Below are 22508 nucleotides of genomic sequence, written 5' to 3' on the forward strand. Positions count from 1 at the left end.
AGCTTCTTTTTTAATCGCTGTGTTTTGTTTTAGTTAATATTTCTAATCTTTGATTTTTATTACGATAATTTCAAAGCAGATTGAGAGTTTTTCCACAGTAACTCAGCTAAATCTGACTCAGGCATGTTTAAATTTTCGGCCAAACTTTGTAAAACATAAGGCAAATTAACAGGGGTATTACGAGTCCGCTGTTCTGTTGAGGTTTGACAGCAAAGCGGTGTCATATCTGGACAATCTGTTTCAATCACCAAGTGTTCTGCACCTATAGCCTGCACAACCGTATGAAGTTTTTTCGCATTCGGGTTGGTGATCTGCCCCGTCACACCAATTTTAAAACCAAGCTTAATAAGACCCTTTGCCTCTTCTAATCCACCACTAAAGGCATGAGCAATTCCGCCAAATTTAAATTTTTGAGCTTTTAATAGAGCGAGCACATCACCGTGCGCTTTTCGAATGTGGAGTAACACTGGTTTTTGGTATTGGGTTGCCAGCTCTAACTGAACTGCAAAATATTGTTTTTGCTTTGCATATACATCTGGCTGCTTATGTTCTTTCAAGAAAGTATCTAAGCCAATTTCACCTACAGCCACGCAGTTTTCTTGCTGCAAGATTTGTTCAAGATGAGAAAGATGCTCTGGTTGATGCTGCTCAATATAAAATGGGTGTAAGCCTGGTGCTAAATAAGAAGTAGGCACATTTTCCCAACTTTTTAACTGATGATGAGTCTGCACCAACTCATCAAAACGTGACTGTAGAAAGCCAATTAAAACCAAAGCATCTACACCCACTTTTTTAGCCTCGAGTGCTAATTGCTGCCGATCTTCATCAAAATCGGCAACATCGAAATGGGTATGGGTATCAAACAAATGCATTAGCCAGCACTTTTTGCAACTGGTGCCGAAGCTGGTTTGGCTTTAGGCTGTGGCAAATATTCTTCTTTCAACACATCTTGTAATTGGTCATAAGGAATGACTAATCGAGGGAGTCCAACCACGTATGGGCCAATTTCATACTCACCGTACTGAAGGATTAAACCTTGCTCACCCAACAAGAAGTTATTAGATAATTTAAATGGCCATGCTTGTTCATAGTCAGCAACATTATCAGCCAATTTAGAGTCCATCACCCATGTCTTAAAGGCTTCATGGGCTAACTTCTCTAAAGCTGCTTTTTGCTGAGGACGTAATAAATCTTCAAGCTTAATTTGCTTTTGCTCTTTTAAATCAAAATTATAATAATGCTGTGCAGCAGAGCCATGAGCCCCTCCTAAATAGCTACTACTATTAAGCACTACAGTTACAACTTTACCTTGAGCCTGCAAAATCTTAGGTTTAACTAAAAGATTAATCTGATGATTACTACTTAAAGCTTTTAACTCATTATCTAGATCAATAAATGAATTTGCATACCGTTGCACCTGTGCATCAAAGCTATTTTTTTGCTCTGCACCCGCTACCGCTGAAGCTTCTGACTTTTGTTCCGTTTGCGTACTCTTAGCATCAGGTTCAGCAATTTCTAAAATTTGATTTAATGTACTTAAGATTTGTTGATCTATAATTTTGTCAATAAAAGGAAAATTACTCTGTAAGCGCTCTACCGTAAATTCTGGACAAGTTTTACCATCACAATCAGGTAAAACCACCTTACTAGGAGTTGTTTCACCCTTCAAAGTCAACTCTACTGGCTTTTGTTCTTGAACAGTTGATTTCTGCTGCTCTTGAGAATCCTTAGGATCAGCTTTAGGTTGGCATGCTGCCAGAAATATAGCAGAAGCAAGCAAAGTTAATCGCAGTGAAGCTTTAGAAGATAACATCATATTTTGCCTTTTATTCTAAGGAGATTACGCTATGCCTTTCTAAGAAATTAGCGCATATAAATAGAGGTTGCAAATTCTGCTACCATCTTAAAACATTTGTTCATAAACCTCGGGTTGTAATATTTTTTTGGTCTGTTCTTTAGATAAATAAATATCGAGCTGTGGAGCTTCTTTAGTAATCTGGTTTGCCTGATAATGTAAGCCAACTCCTTCACCATCAAAGAACCAATCTGCCTGTCCCCAATATAAAGTTTTTGGTGCTTCTTTCTTTATGTCAGCAGTCTGCTTTTTTAACCAGTCTTGATACGCCACCTGCACCATTTGATGCACAGTAGTTTGTTGATCTTTTTGTAAAACATCTAACAAAGTTAAGCTCTTATGCTGTTTTCGGTCGGCCACAAAAAAGTAATAACGGTCTTTAATCGTGAGCTCTTCCTGCTTGGTATCAAGTCCTAATTGCAATAAAACATATTGGTTACGCTGCGATGCAATACGTGTATGAAGATGCAATTCATAAGCCCGATTCTTTGAATATTTATCTTGCCATTCATCAGACTTTTTAACGTAAGCATTAATGGCTTGCTGCAAACTTAAGTCTTTTTTCAAATCAATTTGGTCTTGGATCACTTTAGCCTGACTTTTCGCGATCCATTCATTTAGCCATGCATCTTGAGTCTTTATTGTTTGAATATCGACATCAATACAATTTTTCTTCTCACAAAATGGCAAAGCATAATCAGCTTTTACTTGTTGCAAGTTTAGAAATGGTAGTACTTCCGCTTTCTCTATATTTTGATTTTGGGTAGAAGCCGATTTCATTTGAGAAGATGATGAAGGTTGAAAGCTTTTCCAGACAAAAAGGCAAATAGCTAAAAGTAATATGATTACCGCAACTAAAAGTGCAATAACTGTCTTTCTATTCAAATTCATTTCATCATCCTTTCTTATTTTTCAAAACAAAACAGCTTCTGTTCGAAGCTGTCTGTCAAATCTTAAAGATTAGTGTTCACGCGTGTTACGGAACTGAATATCAGGCCAACGCTCTTGCATAATCTGCAAGTTAACACGACTTGGCGCAAGATAAGTTAAGTGACCGCCACCATCGATAGAAAGCTGATCATGTGCTTTTTTCTTAAATTCATTGAGAATCTTGTCATCATCACAATGAATCCAACGAACCGTATTAACACTTACAGGCTCATACAGACAGTCAACTTTATATTCTTCCTTCAGACGGTAAGCAACCACATCAAACTGAAGTACACCAACTGCACCCACAATCAAATCATTGCTAATTTGTGGCATAAATACCTGAGTTGCACCTTCTTCAGACAACTCTTTCAAACCTTTTTGCAATTGTTTTGACTTTAATGGATCTTTCAAACGCACACGACGGAACATCTCTGGTGCGAAGTGCGGAATACCTGTGAAATGTAGATTTTCACCACTTGTGAAAGTATCACCAATTTGAATTGTGCCATGGTTATGCAAACCAATAATATCACCTGGCCACGCTTCTTCTAGATGTTCACGCTCACCCGCAAGGAATGTCAATGCATCACTAATACGTACATCTTTACCAATACGTACATGATTCATCTTCAAACCTTTCTCGTATTTACCTGAACAAATACGCATAAAGGCAATACGGTCACGGTGTTTCGGATCCATGTTGGCTTGAATTTTAAAGACGAAACCAGAAAAACCTTCTTCTTTCGCATCGACAACACGCTCTTGGGTTGGATGTGCTTTTGGTTCTGGTGCCCAATTCATAAATGCGTCTAACACGTGGTCAACACCAAAGTTACCTAATGCTGTACCAAATAGAACTGGAGTTTGTTTACCTTGTAAAAATAATTCGCGGTCCAAAGGCTCATTCGCCATTTGTACAAGCTCGAGTGACTCTTCAAAAGACGCCCAAGCCAGCTCACCTACTTTTTCACGAATATCTGCATGGTCATAGCCATCGCGTACTTCAATATCTGTAATAGTTGAACCAAAGCCTGCTTTGTAGACATACAATTTGTTTTCAAGAATATTGTATACACCAGCAAAATCACGCCCCATCCCTAATGGCCATGTAATTGGTACACAGCGAATATTGAGGACATTCTCAATTTCATCCAGTAACTCAAGTGGTTCACGAATCTCACGGTCCATCTTGTTTACAAATGAAATGATCGGAGTGTCACGCATACGACAAACTTCCATCAATTTGATGGTACGTTCTTCGACACCTTTTGCACCATCAATCACCATTAACGCAGAGTCAACTGCAGTTAGGGTACGATAAGTATCTTCAGAGAAGTCTTCATGTCCCGGTGTATCAAGTAAGTTAATGGTGTGACCTTTATAAGGAAACTGCATAACAGAAGTGGTAATGGAAATTCCACGCTCTTTTTCCATTTCCATCCAGTCAGATGTAGCTGCGCGGTCAGATTTACGGCTTTTTACCATCCCTGCAACCTGAATTGCTTTACCCCATAACAGTAATTTCTCTGTCATGGTCGTTTTACCGGCATCGGGGTGGGAAATGATGGCAAATGTGCGGCGTTGAGCAACCTGTGCCGCTAACTCATCTTTAAAACTCATGAAATACACCTACTGCGGAGATTGCAGTGCCAAAGACCTAAAGTCGATCAAAATAAAAATTGGCGTAATTGTAGCAGATTTATAGAACTGTTTAATGATTGTTGATAAGCCATGAGTTACTCACGAGCTTTTTTGAGTATGGAGTTTAACTTCTTAGAAATTTTACAGTTAAAAAAGCCCACCTGTTTATAGATGGGGCTTGATTAAGACTTAATAGAATCGTTACGCTAATTTCTTTTCTTCAATGAATTGAATATCTGCAATTTGTGCATCCCAGAACTCATTCCATAAAGCACAGTAATCAATACATAGCTTGGTTAAGCTTTCATAATCATCTTTTGTAATTGCTTGTGCTAATGCAAACCATAAGTCATCTTCATGATCGTCATCAGCAGCCTCAGATGTTTCATCCGTAGATACACCATGTACATGGTAGTAACCACCACCTTCAACATCGATATTTACGAATTTGGTTGCTTGACGTAATGGGGGACTAAAAAGAATCACTTCCTCTTCTGCAACAGCCAATAATGCCACGACATTAATATAACTATCATAAGAAGATTCTAAAAATGATCTAACCTGATCTGCAAATTTTGATGGTTTATAATTACGACGGTCAAGCTCCGTTAAACCATAATCATTAAGTAAATCTTCATATAAAGGATAATGAGCATATTCAGGATTACCCAAATAGTAATTATCTTTATCCAAACCAGGGCGAAAACCAAACTCATCAAGTATATTTAAACTTAATAATACCCGTGGATACATCTTCGCTCCAGAGTGGAGTTTAGGTTCCAATTGTTTTGTTAAAAATTGAGCCTTTAATAAAGCATCAGTAAAAATTTGTACAATCGCATGACGATATTCTAAATGGATAAGAGTCAAACGTTGTTTATCAAGATATCCACTGTTTAACAGTTCAATAGCAGGATGGTTACAAACTGGTAACTCTGCAATCGTTTTTCTTAACTGTTTAAGAAATTGTAAATTTTCATCCCATTGTTTTGCAGGAATACTATTTCTCATCCCCTGCAATGCTTTTTCTCTTGGATTATTAAAGTCTTCAAATTTTTTTAACATAATGATTCTCTGTAAAAAGTTTTTCTTATAGTTAAGTTACAGGCTCTCTCTTTACTACAATTTTGCATTCAATTGCTAAAATAAATTCCGTACACCCATACTTAACAAGTTGATACTATGTGTATTATCTCAACAAATCAACGGATTAATTAATAATATTTAAAAAAGTAAACTATTGCCAATTAAATATATAATATGTTGTTTTTTAAATTAACCAAGCTATTGAATAAATATAATTTTTTAAATACTATAAAATAAGTTTTATTTAAGCTTATACACTTTACAATAGCAAAGTTAATCAAAAAATATCCGCAACGGGGAACCCGATGACAAAAAGAGAAACTATTATAACAACAGCAACATCCCTCTTTAACCAAAAAAGCTATACTTCTATTGGTGTTGATCGCATTATTGCTGAGTCAAATGTTGCAAAAATGACTTTTTATAAATACTTTTCTTCTAAAGAAGCCTTAATTGAAGAATGTCTTTATAAAAGAAATTTAGAGATCCAATATTCAATATTGGAAAAAATAAAAAATACCAACAACCCATTGATTAAATTGAAAAAGATATTTAATTGGTATATCGATTGGATTAATACAGATGACTTTAACGGCTGCTTATTTAAAAAAGCAACCATCGAAGTCATGCAATTGTACCCTTCTATTAAGCATCAAATTAATGAATATCGGGAGTGGATTTACTCATTAGTTTTCTCAGCTCTTTCAGAATTAGAAGTGGAAAACACAAAAATTCTAACAGGGCTCTTTCTTAACATTGTAGATGGAATCATTATTGACTGTACTATAAATAAAGGAAAGATTAATCCAGAACAAACGTGGTCTTATATAAACAAAATTATTGAATTAGAAACAGTTCGAGAGTATGCAACTATTTAATTTATAAATTAATTAAATATTTATATTTTAATAAAGATAAAAAGTATTTTTAATTCGGTGGAGTCCACTCTCCAACTCCACCAAAAATCTATTCACTCCCTAAAAATTAATATTTTTATTTAGTTCTATCTTCATCAATTTCAATTATTATATAAACTTCATAATACTTTATAACAACCCTTTTCACCTCTTATATTTTATAAAATACAAACATCAATTTATTAGTATTACTTTATACTTGCAGTATATATTCATAAATTATTATATGTAAAATACTCAACTAACTGAGAAAATAATACTATTCACTACTACAAATATATAGGTGTGTTTTAGAAGATAAATTTACTTTAATTAATTGTTCTTTAAAGATAAAAGTAAATGTTAGGTTTAAAATCGATATAGAAAAGATTAAGCGAAGTGAGCGCCTTGAGATTCAATCAGTTGATCGACGTGAACAGGCATTCCTAATAAATAACCCTGAAATTGCTGACAACCTAAACGGGTTAAAATTTCAACTTGCTGTTGAGTTTCCACCCCTTCCGCTGTTACGGTTAAACCTAACTTTTTAGCTAAATGTATTATACTTTCTAATATAACTTCTTCTTTTGAGCCTGGTTTTAAGTCAACGATAAAACCACGATCAATTTTCAATTCATCTACAGGTAAATCTTTTAAATATAAAAAGCTTGAATGGCCTGTTCCAAAATCATCAATTGCGACTCGAATGCCCATATCACGTAGTCGCTCACAAGCTCGAATACTTAAATCGATATGTCGCATTGCTGTTGATTCAGTAATCTCAACAATTAAGTGATGAGGTTGAATTTGATATTTTTTCAATAATGCTTCGAGTGTACTAAATAATTTTTTATTTTCGAACTGTAGTGCAGATAGGTTTACTGCGACTGGATAAAATGGGGTGTTACTGCGTTCCCACTCTTGAATTTGCAGGCAAGCTTGCTCAAGTGCCCAATATCCCATTGGAATGATCAAACCCGTTTTTTCTGCACCTTCTATAAACATATGCGGTGTGAGTATTCCTAAAGCTGGATGATTCCAACGGATTAATGCTTCAACGCCACAGACTTCAAGATTCGTATTAAATTTTGGTTGGTAATATAAGATGAACTGCTTTTCTTCTACGGCCTTATAAAGATCATTGATCAGTTTTGACTGACTTCTCGTTTCTTGTTGATGGGTTGAATAACTAAAGATGGTGTAAGTATTTCGGCCTTGCTCTTTAGACATGAGCATCGCGGCATCAGCGTTCATGAGTAAGTCCTGAACATTTTGTCCGTGCTCAGGAAATAGTGCTACCCCTAAACTTGCAGAGATATTAATTTCTTTACCAGAAATCTGATAACTCTCTTGAATCAGCTGTAAAACTTTCTCAGCCAAAATAACTGCTTCATCGGCATTTGTATTTTCGGCAATAAGCAAAAACTCATCACCACCAATTCTAAGCAGTTTGCACTTCTCATTGAGTTGCCAATGTAAGCGGTTCGCCATCTGAATAAGTAATTGATCCCCCACATGATGTCCAAATGCATCATTCACCGATTTAAATCGATCTAAATCAATGTATAAGAAAGCAATTTTCTGGTCTTTGTATCGATGATCTGAAAGTAATACTTCAGCATAATCCACCAAATAAAGGCGGTTAGGTAATTTAGTCAAATTATCTTGTATAGATAGGTTAGCTAATTCTTTATTTGCTTTGCGCAGCTCTAAATTCTGTTGAGTAAGGCGTTGCTCTAACATTGCAACAATAAAACTTGCTACGAGTACCAAACAGGTGACTAGAATAATTGTAAATAATAATAAGTCATGCTCAGCCTGATATTGGCTAATAAATTTATCAGTAATATTCGTCGCAATAAGCGCTGTGTAGTGCATCCCCATAATACTTAAGGTCATCATAACCGAAAATGCGATTTTTAAAGTTAAGCGATATCGTTCCGTGTCTTTTAATTTATAGGCGAGTAAAAACGCTAGCCCTGAACCACTCATCGCAATTAATACAGAAAATAAGAGTAAAAACGAAGTGTAATCTTTTTTATAAACATTAATATTCCAGCCCAACATGCTAATGTAATAAGAAGCTGAAATTCCGATTCCCATAATAATCGAGCTCAAAATGAGTCTAAATAAAGGGAGCGTAAAACGCGAAGTCAACCACATCGCAATGCAAGATAACAATGCACTAATGGCATAAGAAATTGCAATTAAAGGAATATTAGAGTGAGCTGTATCAAACAGATGATAAGCCTGTATACCAACAATATGGACGATGCTAATTGCTAAGGCGAGTAGCAATCCATTAATAAATAAAATTAAGGATTCAAATTTCTTATAGACTTGCTTGAATATTAGCTGCTCCATGGAAATTACAATATAACAAATGAAGCCAGCTGCAATAAAAGAGCCGACGATCAATGTGCTATCGTAATCAACATGACCCATATTGGACTTCCATGATTATTCAATACTTTTTTTTATTTTGTTCAACTCATTGCCCAAAATACAATTAAACATGTTAAAGAAATTTTAGTAAATTTGACTTATTCAGTCAGTTATAAACAATAACATTATCTATCTTTTGGTCAAGTATTTTTTACTTTATAAATCAATAAAGTAAATAAAATTTAAGCAGCCAATTATATGAAAAATATAGAATTTATTTAATCTAGTCAAGTTGGCCTAATCGCAATTTTCACATTCAAATAAAATAGTATAAATAAAGAACCCTGCTTAAAGCAGGGTTCTTTTAAAACGTTAGATAAAGAAAATTAGTTCTTTTCTTTGTCTACGATTTTATTCGCTTGAATCCAAGGCATCATCGCACGTAACTTATTACCAGTTACTTCAATACCATGTGCAGCATTTTGACGACGACGAGCAGTCATAGATGGGTAGTTTAACGCACCTTCTTGAATGAACATCTTAGCGTACTCACCAGATTGAATACGTTTCAATGCATTACGCATTGCTTCACGAGATTGTTCATTGATTACTTCAACACCAGTTACATATTCGCCGTACTCAGCATTGTTAGATACTGAGTAGTTCATGTCAGCGATACCACCCTCGAACATTAAGTCAACGATCAATTTAAGTTCGTGTAAACATTCGAAGTAAGCCATTTCTGGTGCATAACCAGCTTCAACTAAAGTTTCGAAGCCCATTTTCACCAATTCAACCGCACCACCACAAAGAACTGCTTGCTCACCGAATAAGTCAGTTTCAGTTTCTTCACGGAATGAAGTTTCGATAATACCTGTACGGCCGCCGCCTACGCCAGAAGCATAAGAAAGAGCAACGTTACGTGCATTACCAGAAGCATCTTGGTGAATTGCGATTAGGTCAGGAACACCTGAACCACGTTGGAACTCTGAACGTACAGTGTGACCAGGTGCTTTTGGAGCAACCATGATTACGTCTAAATCTTTACGTGGAACAACTTGGTTGTAAAGAACAGAGAAACCATGAGCAAATGCAAGAGTCGCGCCTTCTTTGATGTTTGGCTCAATCACGTCACGGTAAAGTTGTGATTGGAATTCATCTGGAGTCAAAATCATTACGAGGTCAGCTTGCTTAACAGCAGCAGGAACTTCTGCAACTTTAAGACCTGCATTTTCAGCTTTCTTCCAAGAAGCTGAATCTGCACGTAAACCTACAGTTACGTCTACGCCTGAGTCTTTAAGGTTAAGTGCATGAGCATGACCTTGAGAACCGTAACCAATAATCGCTACTTTCTTGCCTTGGATGATTGATAAGTCACAGTCTTTATCGTAAAAAATTTGCATTTGTGTTCTCCGCTAAAATACTTTTTAAAAAATTAAATGGCTAATACTTTTTCGCCACGGGCGATACCAGATACACCTGAACGAACGACTTCTAGAATAGTGTTTTCTGCAAGCGCATCGATAAAACCATCTAATTTTTCAGTTGTCCCTGCTATTTGAATGGTATAGGTAGTTGGTGTCACGTCTACAATCTGCGCACGGAAAATATCCGCTGTTCGCTTAATTTCAGCACGTGAAGCACCTAACGCTTTTACTTTAATCAACATCAGTTCACGCTCAATATGTGAACCTTCTGATAAATCAACTACTTTTACAACTTCAACAAGTTTATTGAGCTGCTTTGTAATCTGTTCAATCTTATGGTCATCACCATAAGTTGTTAATGTTAAGCGTGACAAAGTTGGGTCTTCGGTTGGCGCAACATTCAGTGTTTCAATGTTATATCCACGTTGGCTAAATAAACCAACAAGGCGAGAAAGCGCACCAGCTTCGTTTTCAACGAGTACAGAAATAATATGTCTCATTATGTACGCTCCCCTTTACCTAACCACATATCCTTCATAGACTGACCTGCGATCAGCATTGGATAAACATGTTCCGTGCGATCAACCATGACATTAATGAATACACATTTATCATTAATCGCCATTGCTTCAGCAAGCTTCGACTCTAGTTCATCAGCATGATCAATCTGGATACCAACGTGACCATAAGCTTCCATTAACTTGCCAAAATCAGGCAATGATTCAACGTATGAGCTTGAGTGACGGCCCTCATAGTTCATATCTTGCCACTGCTTCACCATACCTAAAGCACGGTTATTCAAGCACAAGATCTTCACATTCATGCCATATTGCTTACACGTTGAAAGCTCTTGAATACACATTTGAATTGAAGCTTCACCAGTAATACAAACAACTTGTTGATCTGGGAAAGCGAGCTTCGCAGCCATTGCATAAGGTAAACCTACGCCCATGGTGCCCAATCCGCCTGAGTTAATCCATTGACGTGGACGTTTGTATTTGTAATACAACGCACCAAACATTTGGTGTTGGCCAACATCCGAAGTAATAATGGCATCACCATTAGTGACTTTATATAAAGCTTCAACAACTTGCTGCGGCTTCATTGTTCCATCAGTCGGAGTTTCAAACTTTAAGCCATGAACTTTACGCCATTCATTAATTTGATCCCACCACGCAGCAATTGCTTCAGGGTTTGGCTTAGACACATTCAATTGTTTCAACTGTGTCAACATTTCCTGAAGTACAGGCTCAACAGCCCCTACAATCGGAATGTGCGCCATAATTGTTTTTGAAATACTCGCCGGATCAATATCAATATGAATAACTTTAGCATTCACACAGAATTTTGCTGGGTTATTGGTTACTCGGTCATCAAAACGCGCACCAATTGCAAGAATGACATCAGCATTATGCATCGCCATATTTGCTTCATAAGTACCGTGCATACCCAACATGCCCACAAACTGTGGATCATCGCCAGGGAAGCCACCAAGGCCCATAAGTGTGTTAGTTACTGGATAACCTAGTAAATGTGCGAGTTCAGTCAATAATGCCGATGCATTACCTTGAACAACACCACCACCCGTATAAATTACAGGGCGTTTTGCACTTAAAAGCTCATCAATCGCTTTACGAATTTGGCCAGAATGACCACGTGAAGGTGGCTGATAAGAACGCATCTTCACTTTTTCAGGATATTCGTACGCAAATTTTTCTGCAGGATTTGTCGCATCTTTAGGAATATCGACTACAACTGGACCAGGGCGACCACTTGCTGCGATATAAAATGCTTTTTTGATAATTGCAGGAATTTCGCTTGCATGACGAACTTGGAAGCTGTGTTTCACGATTGGACGTGAAATACCTACCATATCAGTTTCTTGGAAAGCGTCTTCACCAATAAGATGTGATGCAACCTGGCCAGACAAAATCACCATTGGGATTGAGTCCATATAAGCTGTTGCAATTGGAGTCACAGTATTAGTTGCGCCAGGTCCAGAAGTGACCAGTACTACGCCAGTCTTACCTGTGGCACGCGAGTAAGCATCTGCCATATGACCAGCAGCTTGTTCATGACGTACGAGGTAATGATTAATTTTGTCTTGTTGAAATAGCGCATCATAAATATGTAATACAGCGCCGCCTGGATAACCAAAAACATGTTCAACGCCTTCGTCCGCAAGAGCACGAACGAGCATTTCACCACCAGATAAAAGTTCCAACGTGATTCACCCTAAAATCTTTATCACTATTTATGGAAGGCACAAATAGTGTTTCATTCATTGAATTGTCTGCACTGTTATAGCACACATATTGTCTAGTTTTCGTTGCAATAGAAAAATTTCTGTTTTTCAGCCGTATAAGCTTTTTTAACATTAATAAAGCATGTCTGGATATACATACTTTAAGTAAAATCAATCTCTCGGCTAGAGAGAATGTCTATTACAAAACATGACGGTTACTCGAAGGGTGATCAAATAATCGCATATAAAACTAAAGGAAGCATTTTTGTTGTTTAATTCACTAAAGTCAAGATTAAAGAAACACTTTTCTATGATTATTTTTTAACTGACTATTTTTTCATCTTATTTGATTTTTCCACTTTTCTTTTTTTATGATTACCCCGCTTTTTTCAGGTTTATTCTTGTTTAATTTTTAACGGAAAATAAATCCATCCCAAAACTGCATTTTTGTCGATTTTGCGCTATGCTGTGCAACAATCTTTAATATCAATTTTTGTTGTATAGCTTACGTCTATGACTATTTCTCACATTGACCCCGAATATCAAGCAAACACGATTGAACCATCAGTTCAACAAGATTGGGAAAATCGTAAAGTCTTTAAAGTTGCCGACACTGTCGAAGGTAAACATCGTTACATCCTGTCAATGTTTCCTTACCCAAGCGGCAAGCTGCATATGGGGCATGTGCGTAACTATACAATTGGCGATGTGATTAGCCGTTTTTACCGTTTAAAAGGTGAAACTGTATTACAACCTATGGGTTGGGATGCATTCGGTTTACCTGCGGAAAACGCAGCAATTGCCCATAAAGTTGCTCCAGCAAAATGGACATTTGAAAACATTGCGTACATGCGTGACCAATTAAAAAAATTAGGTCTATCTGTAGATTGGGATCGTGAATTTGCAACTTGTACACCAGAGTATTATCACTGGGAACAATGGTTATTTGTTCAGCTTTATAAAAAAGGCCTGATCTACCGTAAACTTTCAACAGTAAACTGGGATCCAGTTGACCAAACTGTTTTAGCAAACGAACAAGTTGAAAATGGTCGCGGATGGCGTTCTGGTGCATTGGTTGAAAAACGCGATATTCCAATGTACTACTTCCGTATTACTGACTATGCACAAGAATTATTAGACGACCTAGACACCCTACAAGACGGCTGGCCTCAACAAGTGTTGACCATGCAACGTAACTGGATTGGTCGTTCTACAGGCATGGAAATTACTTTCCCTTCTGCCAATACCGAAATTTATGCTGATGGCTTAACTGTTTATACAACACGTGCTGACACGCTTATGGGCGTGACATATGTTGCCGTTGCAGCAGAACACCCTCTTGCGCTTAAAGCTGCTGAAAACAACCCTGAATTGGCTGCATTTATTGAAGAGTGCCGCATGGGTTCAGTTGCAGAAGCGGACTTGGCAACAGCCGAGAAAAAAGGCATGGCGACAGGTTTGTTTGTAAAGCATCCTGTAACTGGTGAAGAGCTTCCTGTCTGGATCGCAAACTACGTATTAATGTCTTACGGTTCTGGCGCAGTGATGGCTGTACCAGCGCATGACGAACGTGATTTTGAGTTTGCTAACAAGTTCAACTTGCCTATTAAGCAAGTAATTGATGCCAAAGGCGCTGATGATGCAGATTACTCTGCAACTGAGTGGCAAGAATGGTACGGTTCTAAAGAAGGTAAACTTGTTAACTCTGGCGAGTTTGACGGTTTGGAATTCCAAGCTGCTTTCGATGCATTCCTTGCAAAATTAGAACCACAAGGTTTAGCAAATTCTAAAGTTCAATTCCGTTTACGTGACTGGGGTGTTTCTCGTCAACGTTATTGGGGTTGTCCAATTCCAATGATTAACTGTGATACTTGTGGTCAAGTCACAGTTCCAGAAGACCAGCTTCCAGTTGTATTACCAACTGACGTTGTTCCAGATGGTTCAGGTAACCCGCTTAATAAAATGCCTGAGTTCTATGAAACTAAATGTCCTTGTTGTGGTGGCGATGCACGCCGTGAAACAGATACCTTGGATACTTTCGTTGAGTCATCTTGGTACTACGCACGCTATGCGTCTCCAGACTTCACTGGCGGAATGGTGAAACCTGAAGCTGCTCAAAACTGGCTTCCTGTAAACCAATATATTGGTGGTGTTGAACACGCGATTCTTCACTTACTTTATGCACGTTTCTTCCACAAATTAATGCGTGATGAAGGTGTAGTACAAGGTAATGAACCATTTACCAACTTGTTAACTCAAGGCATGGTGCTTGCGGATACATTCTATCGTGAAGCAGAAAATGGTAAAAAAACTTGGTTTAACCCTGCTGATATCGAATTAGAACGCGATGAAAAAGGTCGTATTCTTTCTGCAAAATATTCAGGTGACGGTCAAGAAGTTGTGATCGGCGGACAAGAAAAAATGTCTAAGTCGAAAAACAACGGTATCGACCCACAAGCGATTATTGATCAATACGGCGCAGATACAGCACGTGTATTTATGATGTTCGCTGCTCCACCAGATCAATCTTTAGAATGGTCTGATGCAGGTGTTGAAGGTGCAAACCGTTTCTTAAAACGTGTGTGGCGCCTTGTAGCAAGCTTCCTTGAAAAAGGCAACCAAGCTTCTACGATTGATACTGCTAACTTGTCTAAAGATGCTCAAGATTTACGTCGCAAAACTCACGAAACTATTCAAAAAGTAAGTGATGATATCGAACGTCGTCATGCATTCAATACTGCGATTGCTGCTTTGATGGAATTGTTAAATGCGAGCAACAAGTTTGAAGCAAAAGATGACAACGACGTTGCTGTAGAACGTGAAGCGATCACTACACTGTTAACTTTACTTGCTCCATTTGCACCACATTTAAGTCAAACGTTATTGGCTCAGTTTGGTACAGATGTAACAGAAGCAAGATTCCCTGAAGTCGATGCTTCTGCATTAACTCGCAATACACAAACGATTGTTGTACAGGTTAACGGTAAACTTCGCGGTAAACTTGAAGTTTCGGTTGATATCTCTAAAGAAGACCTATTAGCTCAAGCTAAAGCCCTTCCAGAAGTTCAACAATTCTTAACAGGACCAACAAAGAAAGAAATTGTGGTTCCAAATAAATTAGTTAACCTCGTGGTTTAATTAAAGTTATTAATGAGAGGATCAAGCATGCACTTTGCCAAACGTTTAGCCGCTGTTGTTTTGACCTTAGGCCTTAGTGCAGGCTTAGTCGGGTGTGGATTTCATTTAAAAGGAACCAACCCGACTGCAACTCCGCTTGTTTATAAAAAATTAAGCCTTGAGTTACCAGCTAAAACTGATGATTTGGAAACCCAGCTAAAAGTTTATTTAGCTGCAAATGGTGTTCAATTCAGCAATGATAATGATGCCTACGTACTCCGTGTTTTAGAGTACACACCACGTCGTCAGCTTTTAAATGGAAAACTAACGGAAGTATTATTACGCTTAACCGTAACCTTCCAGATTGAAGACCGTCAGGGTAATAAAATTACTGAACCACGTTCATTAACTGCATCTCGTAGTTACCAATATGATCTTGCAACGGTTAACACCGAAAATCAGCAAGAATCTTATTTGCAACGTATTGTGATCGATGACATTGCACAGCAAATTACTCGTCAGATTTCAGCAAACCGTTTACCAAAAGCTCAGCCTTAATCTTTATTTTTACCAGCAATGAAAATTGACTATTTACAAGCCTTAAAACGCATTCCGGAAGCACGGGGTGCGTGGATTTTACATGGCCAAGAACCTTTGCTGGAACAAAATTTATTAGATGCTTTTCGTAAAAGTTGGCAACAACAAGAAGTTGAAAGACAGCGCTACGATATTAGTAGTGTAAGCGACTGGAAGAATGTTTTTAACGCTCTTAACAGCTTATCTTTATTTTCTCAGCAGCTTGCCATTGAAGTACATGGCAATATAAAGCCTGACGCAAATGGGCTAAAACAACTTAAAAGTTATATTCAACATAATGAAACTAACCTGCTTTTAATTGTTTTACCTAAGCAAGATAGTAGTAGCTTAAAGTCTGCTTTTTTCCAAGTTGTGGAAGCAAATGGTGTTGTCGTTGCCCTAACGGCAAACTATCCGCAAGACCGTCAAAGAATTTTATCTGCTGAAGCAGAGAAACTTGAAATTCAACTCGATAATGACGCATGGCAGTGGCTCATGCAGCATCATGAGCATAATCTGCTCGCAGCTAAGAATAGCTTGATGCGTGTAAGAGATACTTTCCCAGACCAACAACTAATTCAAATTGAACAGCTGTATGCTTGTTTACAAGATCAGTCTCGTTACACCACTTACGATTTAAGTGACGCACTGTTAGAAGGTAATCTCGCTCAATCTATTAAAATTTTTCAATATTTAATTGCTGCTGGCGAACCAGAAAGTCTGATTTTATGGACACTAAGCAAAGAAATGCGTTTACTGATGCAATTATTTGAACAGCCTCATAATGCATTACAACTTGGTATCTGGAAAACTAAAGTCAGTTTATATCAACAAGCTTTAAGAAGATTAAATCCTCAACAGTTTTTAGGATGGTCTACCCTTCTATTGCAAGTTGATGCAGCAATTAAAGGAATGTCGAACGAAAATGCAGAACATCTAATGCAGCAAGCGATTGCTGAATTATGTGGAAAAACATTATTTATACAGTAATTCGGCTGAATCATTTTTCTTCATTCTTGAAATATAATAAAAATTCACGTTTTATCCTCATTTCGCTTTTATACTAAATTAAATTTTAAACTTTTCGACCTCTCACCATGCCAAAAATAAAGCCAATCAAACTTGTTATTATTATCCTCTGTATAGCAGTTATTGCTGTATTAGCTTGGAAGTTTTTAAAGCCTAAAGAGCAGCAACCTCAATATATTACTGCTGAGGTAACACGTGGGGATATTGAAAATAATGTACTTGCGACAGGTACACTAGATGCAACCAAACTCATTAGTGTGGGTGCGCAGGTATCTGGTCAGGTTAAAAAGATGTATGTACAGTTGGGTGATCAGGTTAAACAAGGTCAACTCATTGCGCAAATTGACTCAACCACCCAAGAAAATAGTTTAAAAACTTCAGATGCAAACATTAAAAATTTAGAAGCACAGCGCCTTCAACAAGTTGCTTCTTTAAATGAAAAGCAACTTGAATACCGCCGTCAGCAACAAATGTATGCACAAGACGCAACGCCACGTGCAGATTTAGAATCGGCTGAGGCAAGCTATAAAACAGCTCAGGCACAAATTAAAGCATTAGATGCACAAATCGAATCTGCAAAAGTCACAAAATCTACGGCACAAACCAATATTGGTTACACACGTATTGTTGCTCCAACTGATGGTACGGTTGTCGCGATTGTGACTGAAGAAGGTCAAACCGTAAACGCAAACCAAAGCGCGCCAACAATTGTCAAAATTGCAAAATTACAAAACATGACGATTAAGGCGCAAGTCAGTGAAGCTGACATTATGAAAGTTGAAAAAGGACAACAGGTTTACTTTACAACCTTAGGTGATGAAACTAAGCGCTACGCAACTTTACGTCAAATTGAGCCTGCTCCTGACTCAATTTCTAGCGAATCAACAAGTACAACAAGCTCAACAACCAGTTCGGCTGTTTACTACAATGCCTTATTCGATGTGCCAAATACCGATGGTAAATTGCGTATTGATATGACTGCACAAGTTTATATCGTATTAAACTCAGCTAAAAATGCCCTGCTCGTTCCATCATCAGCACTGAGTTCTAAACAATTTTCAGGTCAAAGAAAATCAGGCCAATCATCTGATAAATCAAGTTCTTCACCTGAAGCAGCTAAAAAACCTCAAGGAAACGGAGCTCGTCTAGAACGCTTAAATTTGACTGCTGAACAAAAACAACTGGTTGAACAAGGTAAATTAACATTAAGTGTTGTACGTGTATTACAAGCTGACGGCACAACTAAACCGACTCAAATTTTGGTGGGTATTAACAACCGTGTAAATGCGCAAGTTCTTGCGGGCTTAAAACAAGGTGATCAAGTTGTCATTGCTGATAGTGCAGATACTTCTGCTGCATCGGCAAATAGTAGTAATAACCGTCGCCGTAGTGGCCCAATGGGAATGTAAGCATGACAAAACAAGCTTTGCTTGAAGTCAGCAATCTAGTCCGGGAATTCCCTGCTGGCGAAAGCACGATACAAATTTTAAAAGGCATTGACCTAACCATTTATGAAGGTGAACTGGTTGCCATTGTCGGCCAGTCGGGTTCTGGTAAATCCACCCTCATGAATATTCTGGGTTGTTTGGACCGACCTACGAGTGGTAGTTACAAAGTTAATGGACAAGAAACAGGTAAACTTGAGCCAGATCAGCTGGCTCGACTACGCCGTGAATATTTTGGTTTTATTTTCCAGCGCTATCACTTACTGGGCGACTTATCTGCCGAAGGTAACGTAGAAGTTCCAGCTGTTTATGCTGGTGTTACGCCTTCTGAACGTAAACAACGCGCAACGGCTTTACTAACCGAATTAGGTTTAGGTACAAAAACACTTAATAGACCAAGCCAACTTTCTGGTGGTCAGCAGCAACGTGTTTCGATTGCCCGTGCGCTGATGAATGGCGGTGACGTTATTCTGGCAGATGAACCGACGGGGGCACTCGATTCTCATAGTGGTGTTGAGGTGATGCGTATCTTGCGTGAACTCAATGCTGCAGGTCACACTATTATTTTAGTCACCCACGATATGCAAGTTGCAAAAAATGCGACTCGTATTATCGAGATTAGTGATGGAGAAATTATTAGTGACCGTCCTAATGTTCCAGATCAAGCAGCCGAACCAATCAAGACTGATCCTGATGCGGCGCCTGCTTTGCAAGGTAAACAGAAGAAAGGCAAAAGTATTTCTGCATGGCGTTCTACTTTAGACCGTTTATCTGAAGCCTTTCAAATGGCTTTACTGTCTATGAATGCCCACCGCATGCGTACTTTTTTAACCATGCTTGGGATCATTATTGGTATTGCATCGGTTGTTACGGTTGTCGCGCTAGGTAAAGGCTCTCAACAGCAAATTTTAAGCAATATTAGCAGTCTGGGAACAAATACAATTACCGTGTTTCAGGGCCGTGGTTTTGGTGACAACTCTAAAACTGCAAGTTTTAAAACCTTGGTCCCTGCCGATGCCGATGCGTTAATGACTCAACCGTATGTCAGTGCAGTAAGCCCAATCGTCAGCACATCCAAAACCATGCGTTATCAACAAAATGAAGCTAACGCGACCATTAATGGTGTGAGTAACGATTATTTCGATGTGAAAGGTTTGGACTTTAAAGATGGACAAACTTTTGATCAACGTAGTGTTCGTGATCGCTCACAGGATGTGGTCATTGATACCAATACTCAAAAACAATTTTTTAGTGACGGTACTAACCCAATCGGTCAAGTAGTCTTACTTGGTAGTGTACCTGCTCGTATTATTGGTGTGGTTGAGCCACAAACAAGCGGTATGGGTTCAGATGATACGCTAAATGTCTATATGCCTTATACAACCGTAATGAGCCGTATGTTAGGACAATCTAATGTACGTAATATCGTGGTTCGTATTAATGACAAATATTCAACTGCTGCAGCTGAAAATGCGATTGTGAATTTATTAACCCAGCGCCATGGTGCACAAGATATTTTCACTATGAACAGTGACAGTATCCGTCAAACCATTGAGAAAACAACTAGCACAATGACCCTTCTGGTTTCAGCAATTGCCGTAATTTCATTGGTCGTTGGTGGTATCGGGGTAATGAATATTATGTTGGTTTCGGTGACTGAACGTACTCAAGAAATTGGTGTACGTATGGCCGTAGGTGCGCGTCAAAGTGATATTTTGCAGCAATTCCTGATTGAAGCAATTTTGGTGTGTTTAATTGGTGGTGTGCTTGGCGTCTTACTGTCGCTTGGCCTTGGGCAACTTATTAATAAATTTGCTGGCGGTAACTTTAGCGTGGCTTATTCAAGCACCTCAATTATTGCAGCCTTTGTCTGTTCAACACTGATTGGGGTCGTTTTTGGTTTCTTACCAGCCAAGAATGCCGCGAAACTTGACCCTGTCGCCGCACTATCTCGAGAATAAGGAAAATTGCATGTCTTTCTCTATGACTAAACTCAGCACAGCACTTCTTCTCACAGGTTCTCTTGTCGGATGTGCAGCTGTAGTAAAAACACCTTATGAAACACCTGCAGTACAAGTTCCGGGTAGTTTTCAGTATGACACAGCAAAAACAAAAACCATGTCTGCCAATCAATATTCTGACCGTTGGTGGACACTCTTTAACGATGCACAGCTCAATCAACTTGTAAGTAATGTATTAGAACGTAATAGTGATTTAGCAGTTGCAGGTATTGCTCTAAAGCAAGCCCGTCTACAAGCTGACTTAACCGCTAACAAACAAGGCTTACGAACCAGTTCAAGTGTTTCTACAGGGCATTCTTTCGATTTAAATTCGGGAGATGATAGTGCTAAAGGTCTATCAATGAGCGCTGGCGTAAGCTATGAGCTTGACTTGTTTGGCAAGCTTGCACGCCAAACTGAAGCAAGTAAATGGGAAGCTTTAGCGACTGAACAAGACTTACAAGCCACTGGGCAAAGTTTAATTGCAACCACTGCCAAACTCTATTGGCAACTCGGTTATTTAAATGAGCGCTACACAACTGCCCAGCAAAGTCTAGCAACCTCTCAAAAGCTTTATGACTTGGTACAGATTCAATATAAAGCTGGTGCCGTTTCAGGTGTAGATCTGACTCAAGCAGAACAATCAGTACAAAGCCAGAAAGCGAGTTTAAGCCAGATTGAACAACAACTGGTTGAAACTCGCACAGCCATTGCGGTGTTATTGCATGAACCATTGCAGCAATTAAATATTCAAGAGCCAAAGCGTTTACCACGCACTGCTCTACCTGCAATTGGTGCTGGCTTACCTGCCGACATTTTATCGCGCCGCCCTGATTTGCAAGCAAGTGAGCTACGTTTAAGAAAAGCATTAGCCGCTAAAGATGCTACTAAAGCGAGCTACTATCCATCGATTAGCTTAACCAGTAGTTTGGGCTCAAGCAGCACATCGTTAACAGAGTTATTACGTAACCCTGCCCTCACGCTTGGGGCGAGTTTGAGCTTACCGTTTTTGCAATATAACGATATGAAAAAAGATATCGCGATTAGTAATCTGGATTATGAAAAAGCGATTATTCAATATCGTCAAACGCTTTATCAGGCTTTTGCTGATGTAGAAAATGCTTTATCGAGTCGTACCGAACTCGACAAACAAGTAGCATTACAAGAGCGTAATGTTGAACTTGCAGAAAAAACTGAACGTTTAACCGAAGTCCGTTATCGCTATGGTGCTGTTGCATTAAAGACTCTTCTCGATGCACAGCAAACCACACGTACTGCTCGCTTAAGCCTCGTTGAAACCAAGCAAAGCCAATACAACGCGTATGTCACCCTCATGCAAGCTTTAGGTGGGTCCCCTGTAAAAGAATTGCCGAATTAATAGCACTATAGATGCTATTTCTTTATTCAATTAGAGTTATCAGCTCATTTTCGAAGGGCTGGTAACTCCTGATTATTATGCATCTTGACGAAAATATTGTTTTTATATGTCGATAAAAATAAGATAGAAAATCCAATTAATTATATTTTATTATTACAACGATATATCAAAAGAGACTAGTTAAATGCACGAACCTTGGGTAAATGGAATTATCAAAAAGTGGACTTTAGACAACATTGGAGATGAGCTATATGAATTAATAATTCACAAAGAAAAAAATGTCATTTGTACATATGGGCGTTTTGCTCATTCGAGTGGTTCAAAGTCTGTTTCTTTCGAACAATTTATAGCAGGTGAACTTGATGACTTAATTTCTAAAACAATGGGTGAAGATATATTAAACCAAGCAAAAGAATATATGAGAAAACAAATAGTATAAATTGCTTAACTATGTACTTTTGCCACATAAACTCTGCGTAGCGATATAAAATCACC

17 protein-coding genes are annotated in these 22508 nt (G+C 38.3%); 8 read left to right on the top strand and 9 right to left on the bottom strand.

The genetic code is table 11. The features are described 5' to 3' along the window. Nucleotides 1–59 precede the first annotated feature (59 nt). The 5 genes from F928_RS19175 to F928_RS19195 form a co-directional block, all read right to left on the bottom strand. Nucleotides 60–872 (bottom strand): TatD family hydrolase, encoded by an 813-nt coding sequence (locus F928_RS19175; protein ID WP_005079084.1) that lies wholly within the window; start codon nt 870–872, stop codon nt 60–62. Next, nucleotides 872–1813: an RsiV family protein gene (locus F928_RS19180; RefSeq protein WP_016805940.1), complete on the bottom strand. Its 942-nt coding sequence runs from the start codon at nt 1811–1813 to the stop codon at nt 872–874. The genes F928_RS19175 and F928_RS19180 overlap by 1 nt, the downstream gene beginning before the upstream one ends. A gap of 90 nt (nt 1814–1903) precedes the next feature. Further along, nucleotides 1904–2746 (bottom strand): hypothetical protein, encoded by an 843-nt coding sequence (locus F928_RS19185; RefSeq protein ID WP_005079086.1) that lies wholly within the window; start codon nt 2744–2746, stop codon nt 1904–1906. Nucleotides 2747–2815: 69 nt separating this feature from the next. After that, nucleotides 2816–4408 carry a peptide chain release factor 3 gene (gene prfC, locus F928_RS19190; RefSeq protein ID WP_005079088.1) on the bottom strand — a complete coding sequence of 531 codons (1593 nt, stop codon included), beginning with the start codon at nt 4406–4408 and terminating at the stop codon, nt 2816–2818. Nucleotides 4409–4630: 222 nt separating this feature from the next. Further along, nucleotides 4631–5494 (bottom strand): hypothetical protein, encoded by an 864-nt coding sequence (locus F928_RS19195; RefSeq protein WP_005079090.1) that lies wholly within the window; start codon nt 5492–5494, stop codon nt 4631–4633. 326 nt (nt 5495–5820) lie between these two features. On the opposite strand from F928_RS19195, the gene F928_RS19200 reads away from it, so the two are divergent. Next, nucleotides 5821–6393, top strand: coding sequence for a TetR/AcrR family transcriptional regulator (locus tag F928_RS19200; RefSeq protein WP_005079100.1), 573 nt, complete (start codon nt 5821–5823; stop codon nt 6391–6393). A gap of 408 nt (nt 6394–6801) precedes the next feature. On the opposite strand, the gene F928_RS19205 is transcribed toward F928_RS19200, so the two are convergent. From F928_RS19205 to ilvI, 4 genes are all read right to left on the bottom strand, one after another. Then, entirely contained in the window at nt 6802–8856 is a 2055-nt protein-coding gene (locus F928_RS19205) for a bifunctional diguanylate cyclase/phosphodiesterase (RefSeq protein ID WP_005066201.1), read from the bottom strand. Between the two features lie 326 nt (nt 8857–9182). Continuing rightward, a complete protein-coding gene (gene ilvC / locus F928_RS19210; protein WP_002115094.1) occupies nt 9183–10199 on the bottom strand; it encodes a ketol-acid reductoisomerase in 1017 nt (338 codons plus the stop codon). Nucleotides 10200–10231: 32 nt separating this feature from the next. Then, nucleotides 10232–10723, bottom strand: coding sequence for an acetolactate synthase small subunit (gene ilvN / locus F928_RS19215; RefSeq protein WP_002114824.1), 492 nt, complete (start codon nt 10721–10723; stop codon nt 10232–10234). After that, complete coding sequence (gene ilvI, locus F928_RS19220; protein WP_005079103.1) at nt 10723–12447, bottom strand: acetolactate synthase 3 large subunit; 1725 nt, start codon at nt 12445–12447, stop codon at nt 10723–10725. The genes ilvN and ilvI overlap by 1 nt, the downstream gene beginning before the upstream one ends. 534 nt (nt 12448–12981) lie before the next feature. Between ilvI and leuS the strand changes: the two genes are divergently transcribed. From leuS to F928_RS19255, 7 genes are all read left to right on the top strand, one after another. Then, complete coding sequence (leuS, locus tag F928_RS19225) at nt 12982–15606, top strand: leucine--tRNA ligase (RefSeq protein WP_005066198.1); 2625 nt, start codon at nt 12982–12984, stop codon at nt 15604–15606. Between the two features lie 27 nt (nt 15607–15633). Continuing rightward, nucleotides 15634–16143, top strand: coding sequence for an LPS-assembly lipoprotein LptE (lptE, locus tag F928_RS19230; RefSeq protein ID WP_002115142.1), 510 nt, complete (start codon nt 15634–15636; stop codon nt 16141–16143). A gap of 18 nt (nt 16144–16161) precedes the next feature. Then, the gene (gene holA, locus F928_RS19235) at nt 16162–17151 is read left to right on the top strand and encodes a DNA polymerase III subunit delta (protein WP_005079106.1); all 990 of its coding nucleotides are present in this window, start codon (nt 16162–16164) and stop codon (nt 17149–17151) included. A gap of 107 nt (nt 17152–17258) precedes the next feature. Next, the gene (gene macA, locus F928_RS19240) at nt 17259–18599 is read left to right on the top strand and encodes a MacA family efflux pump subunit (RefSeq protein WP_005079109.1); all 1341 of its coding nucleotides are present in this window, start codon (nt 17259–17261) and stop codon (nt 18597–18599) included. Between the two features lie 2 nt (nt 18600–18601). Further along, nucleotides 18602–20596 (top strand): MacB family efflux pump subunit, encoded by a 1995-nt coding sequence (gene macB, locus F928_RS19245; RefSeq protein WP_005079110.1) that lies wholly within the window; start codon nt 18602–18604, stop codon nt 20594–20596. Nucleotides 20597–20618: 22 nt separating this feature from the next. Continuing rightward, the gene (gene cmeC, locus F928_RS19250) at nt 20619–22013 is read left to right on the top strand and encodes an efflux transporter outer membrane subunit (RefSeq protein ID WP_080632764.1); all 1395 of its coding nucleotides are present in this window, start codon (nt 20619–20621) and stop codon (nt 22011–22013) included. Between the two features lie 184 nt (nt 22014–22197). Next, nucleotides 22198–22452, top strand: coding sequence for a hypothetical protein (locus F928_RS19255; RefSeq protein WP_002114885.1), 255 nt, complete (start codon nt 22198–22200; stop codon nt 22450–22452). Nucleotides 22453–22508: the final 56 nt, after the last annotated feature.

The organism is Acinetobacter pittii ATCC 19004 = CIP 70.29 (assembly GCF_000369045.1).
Lineage (GTDB): Bacteria > Pseudomonadota > Gammaproteobacteria > Pseudomonadales > Moraxellaceae > Acinetobacter > Acinetobacter pittii.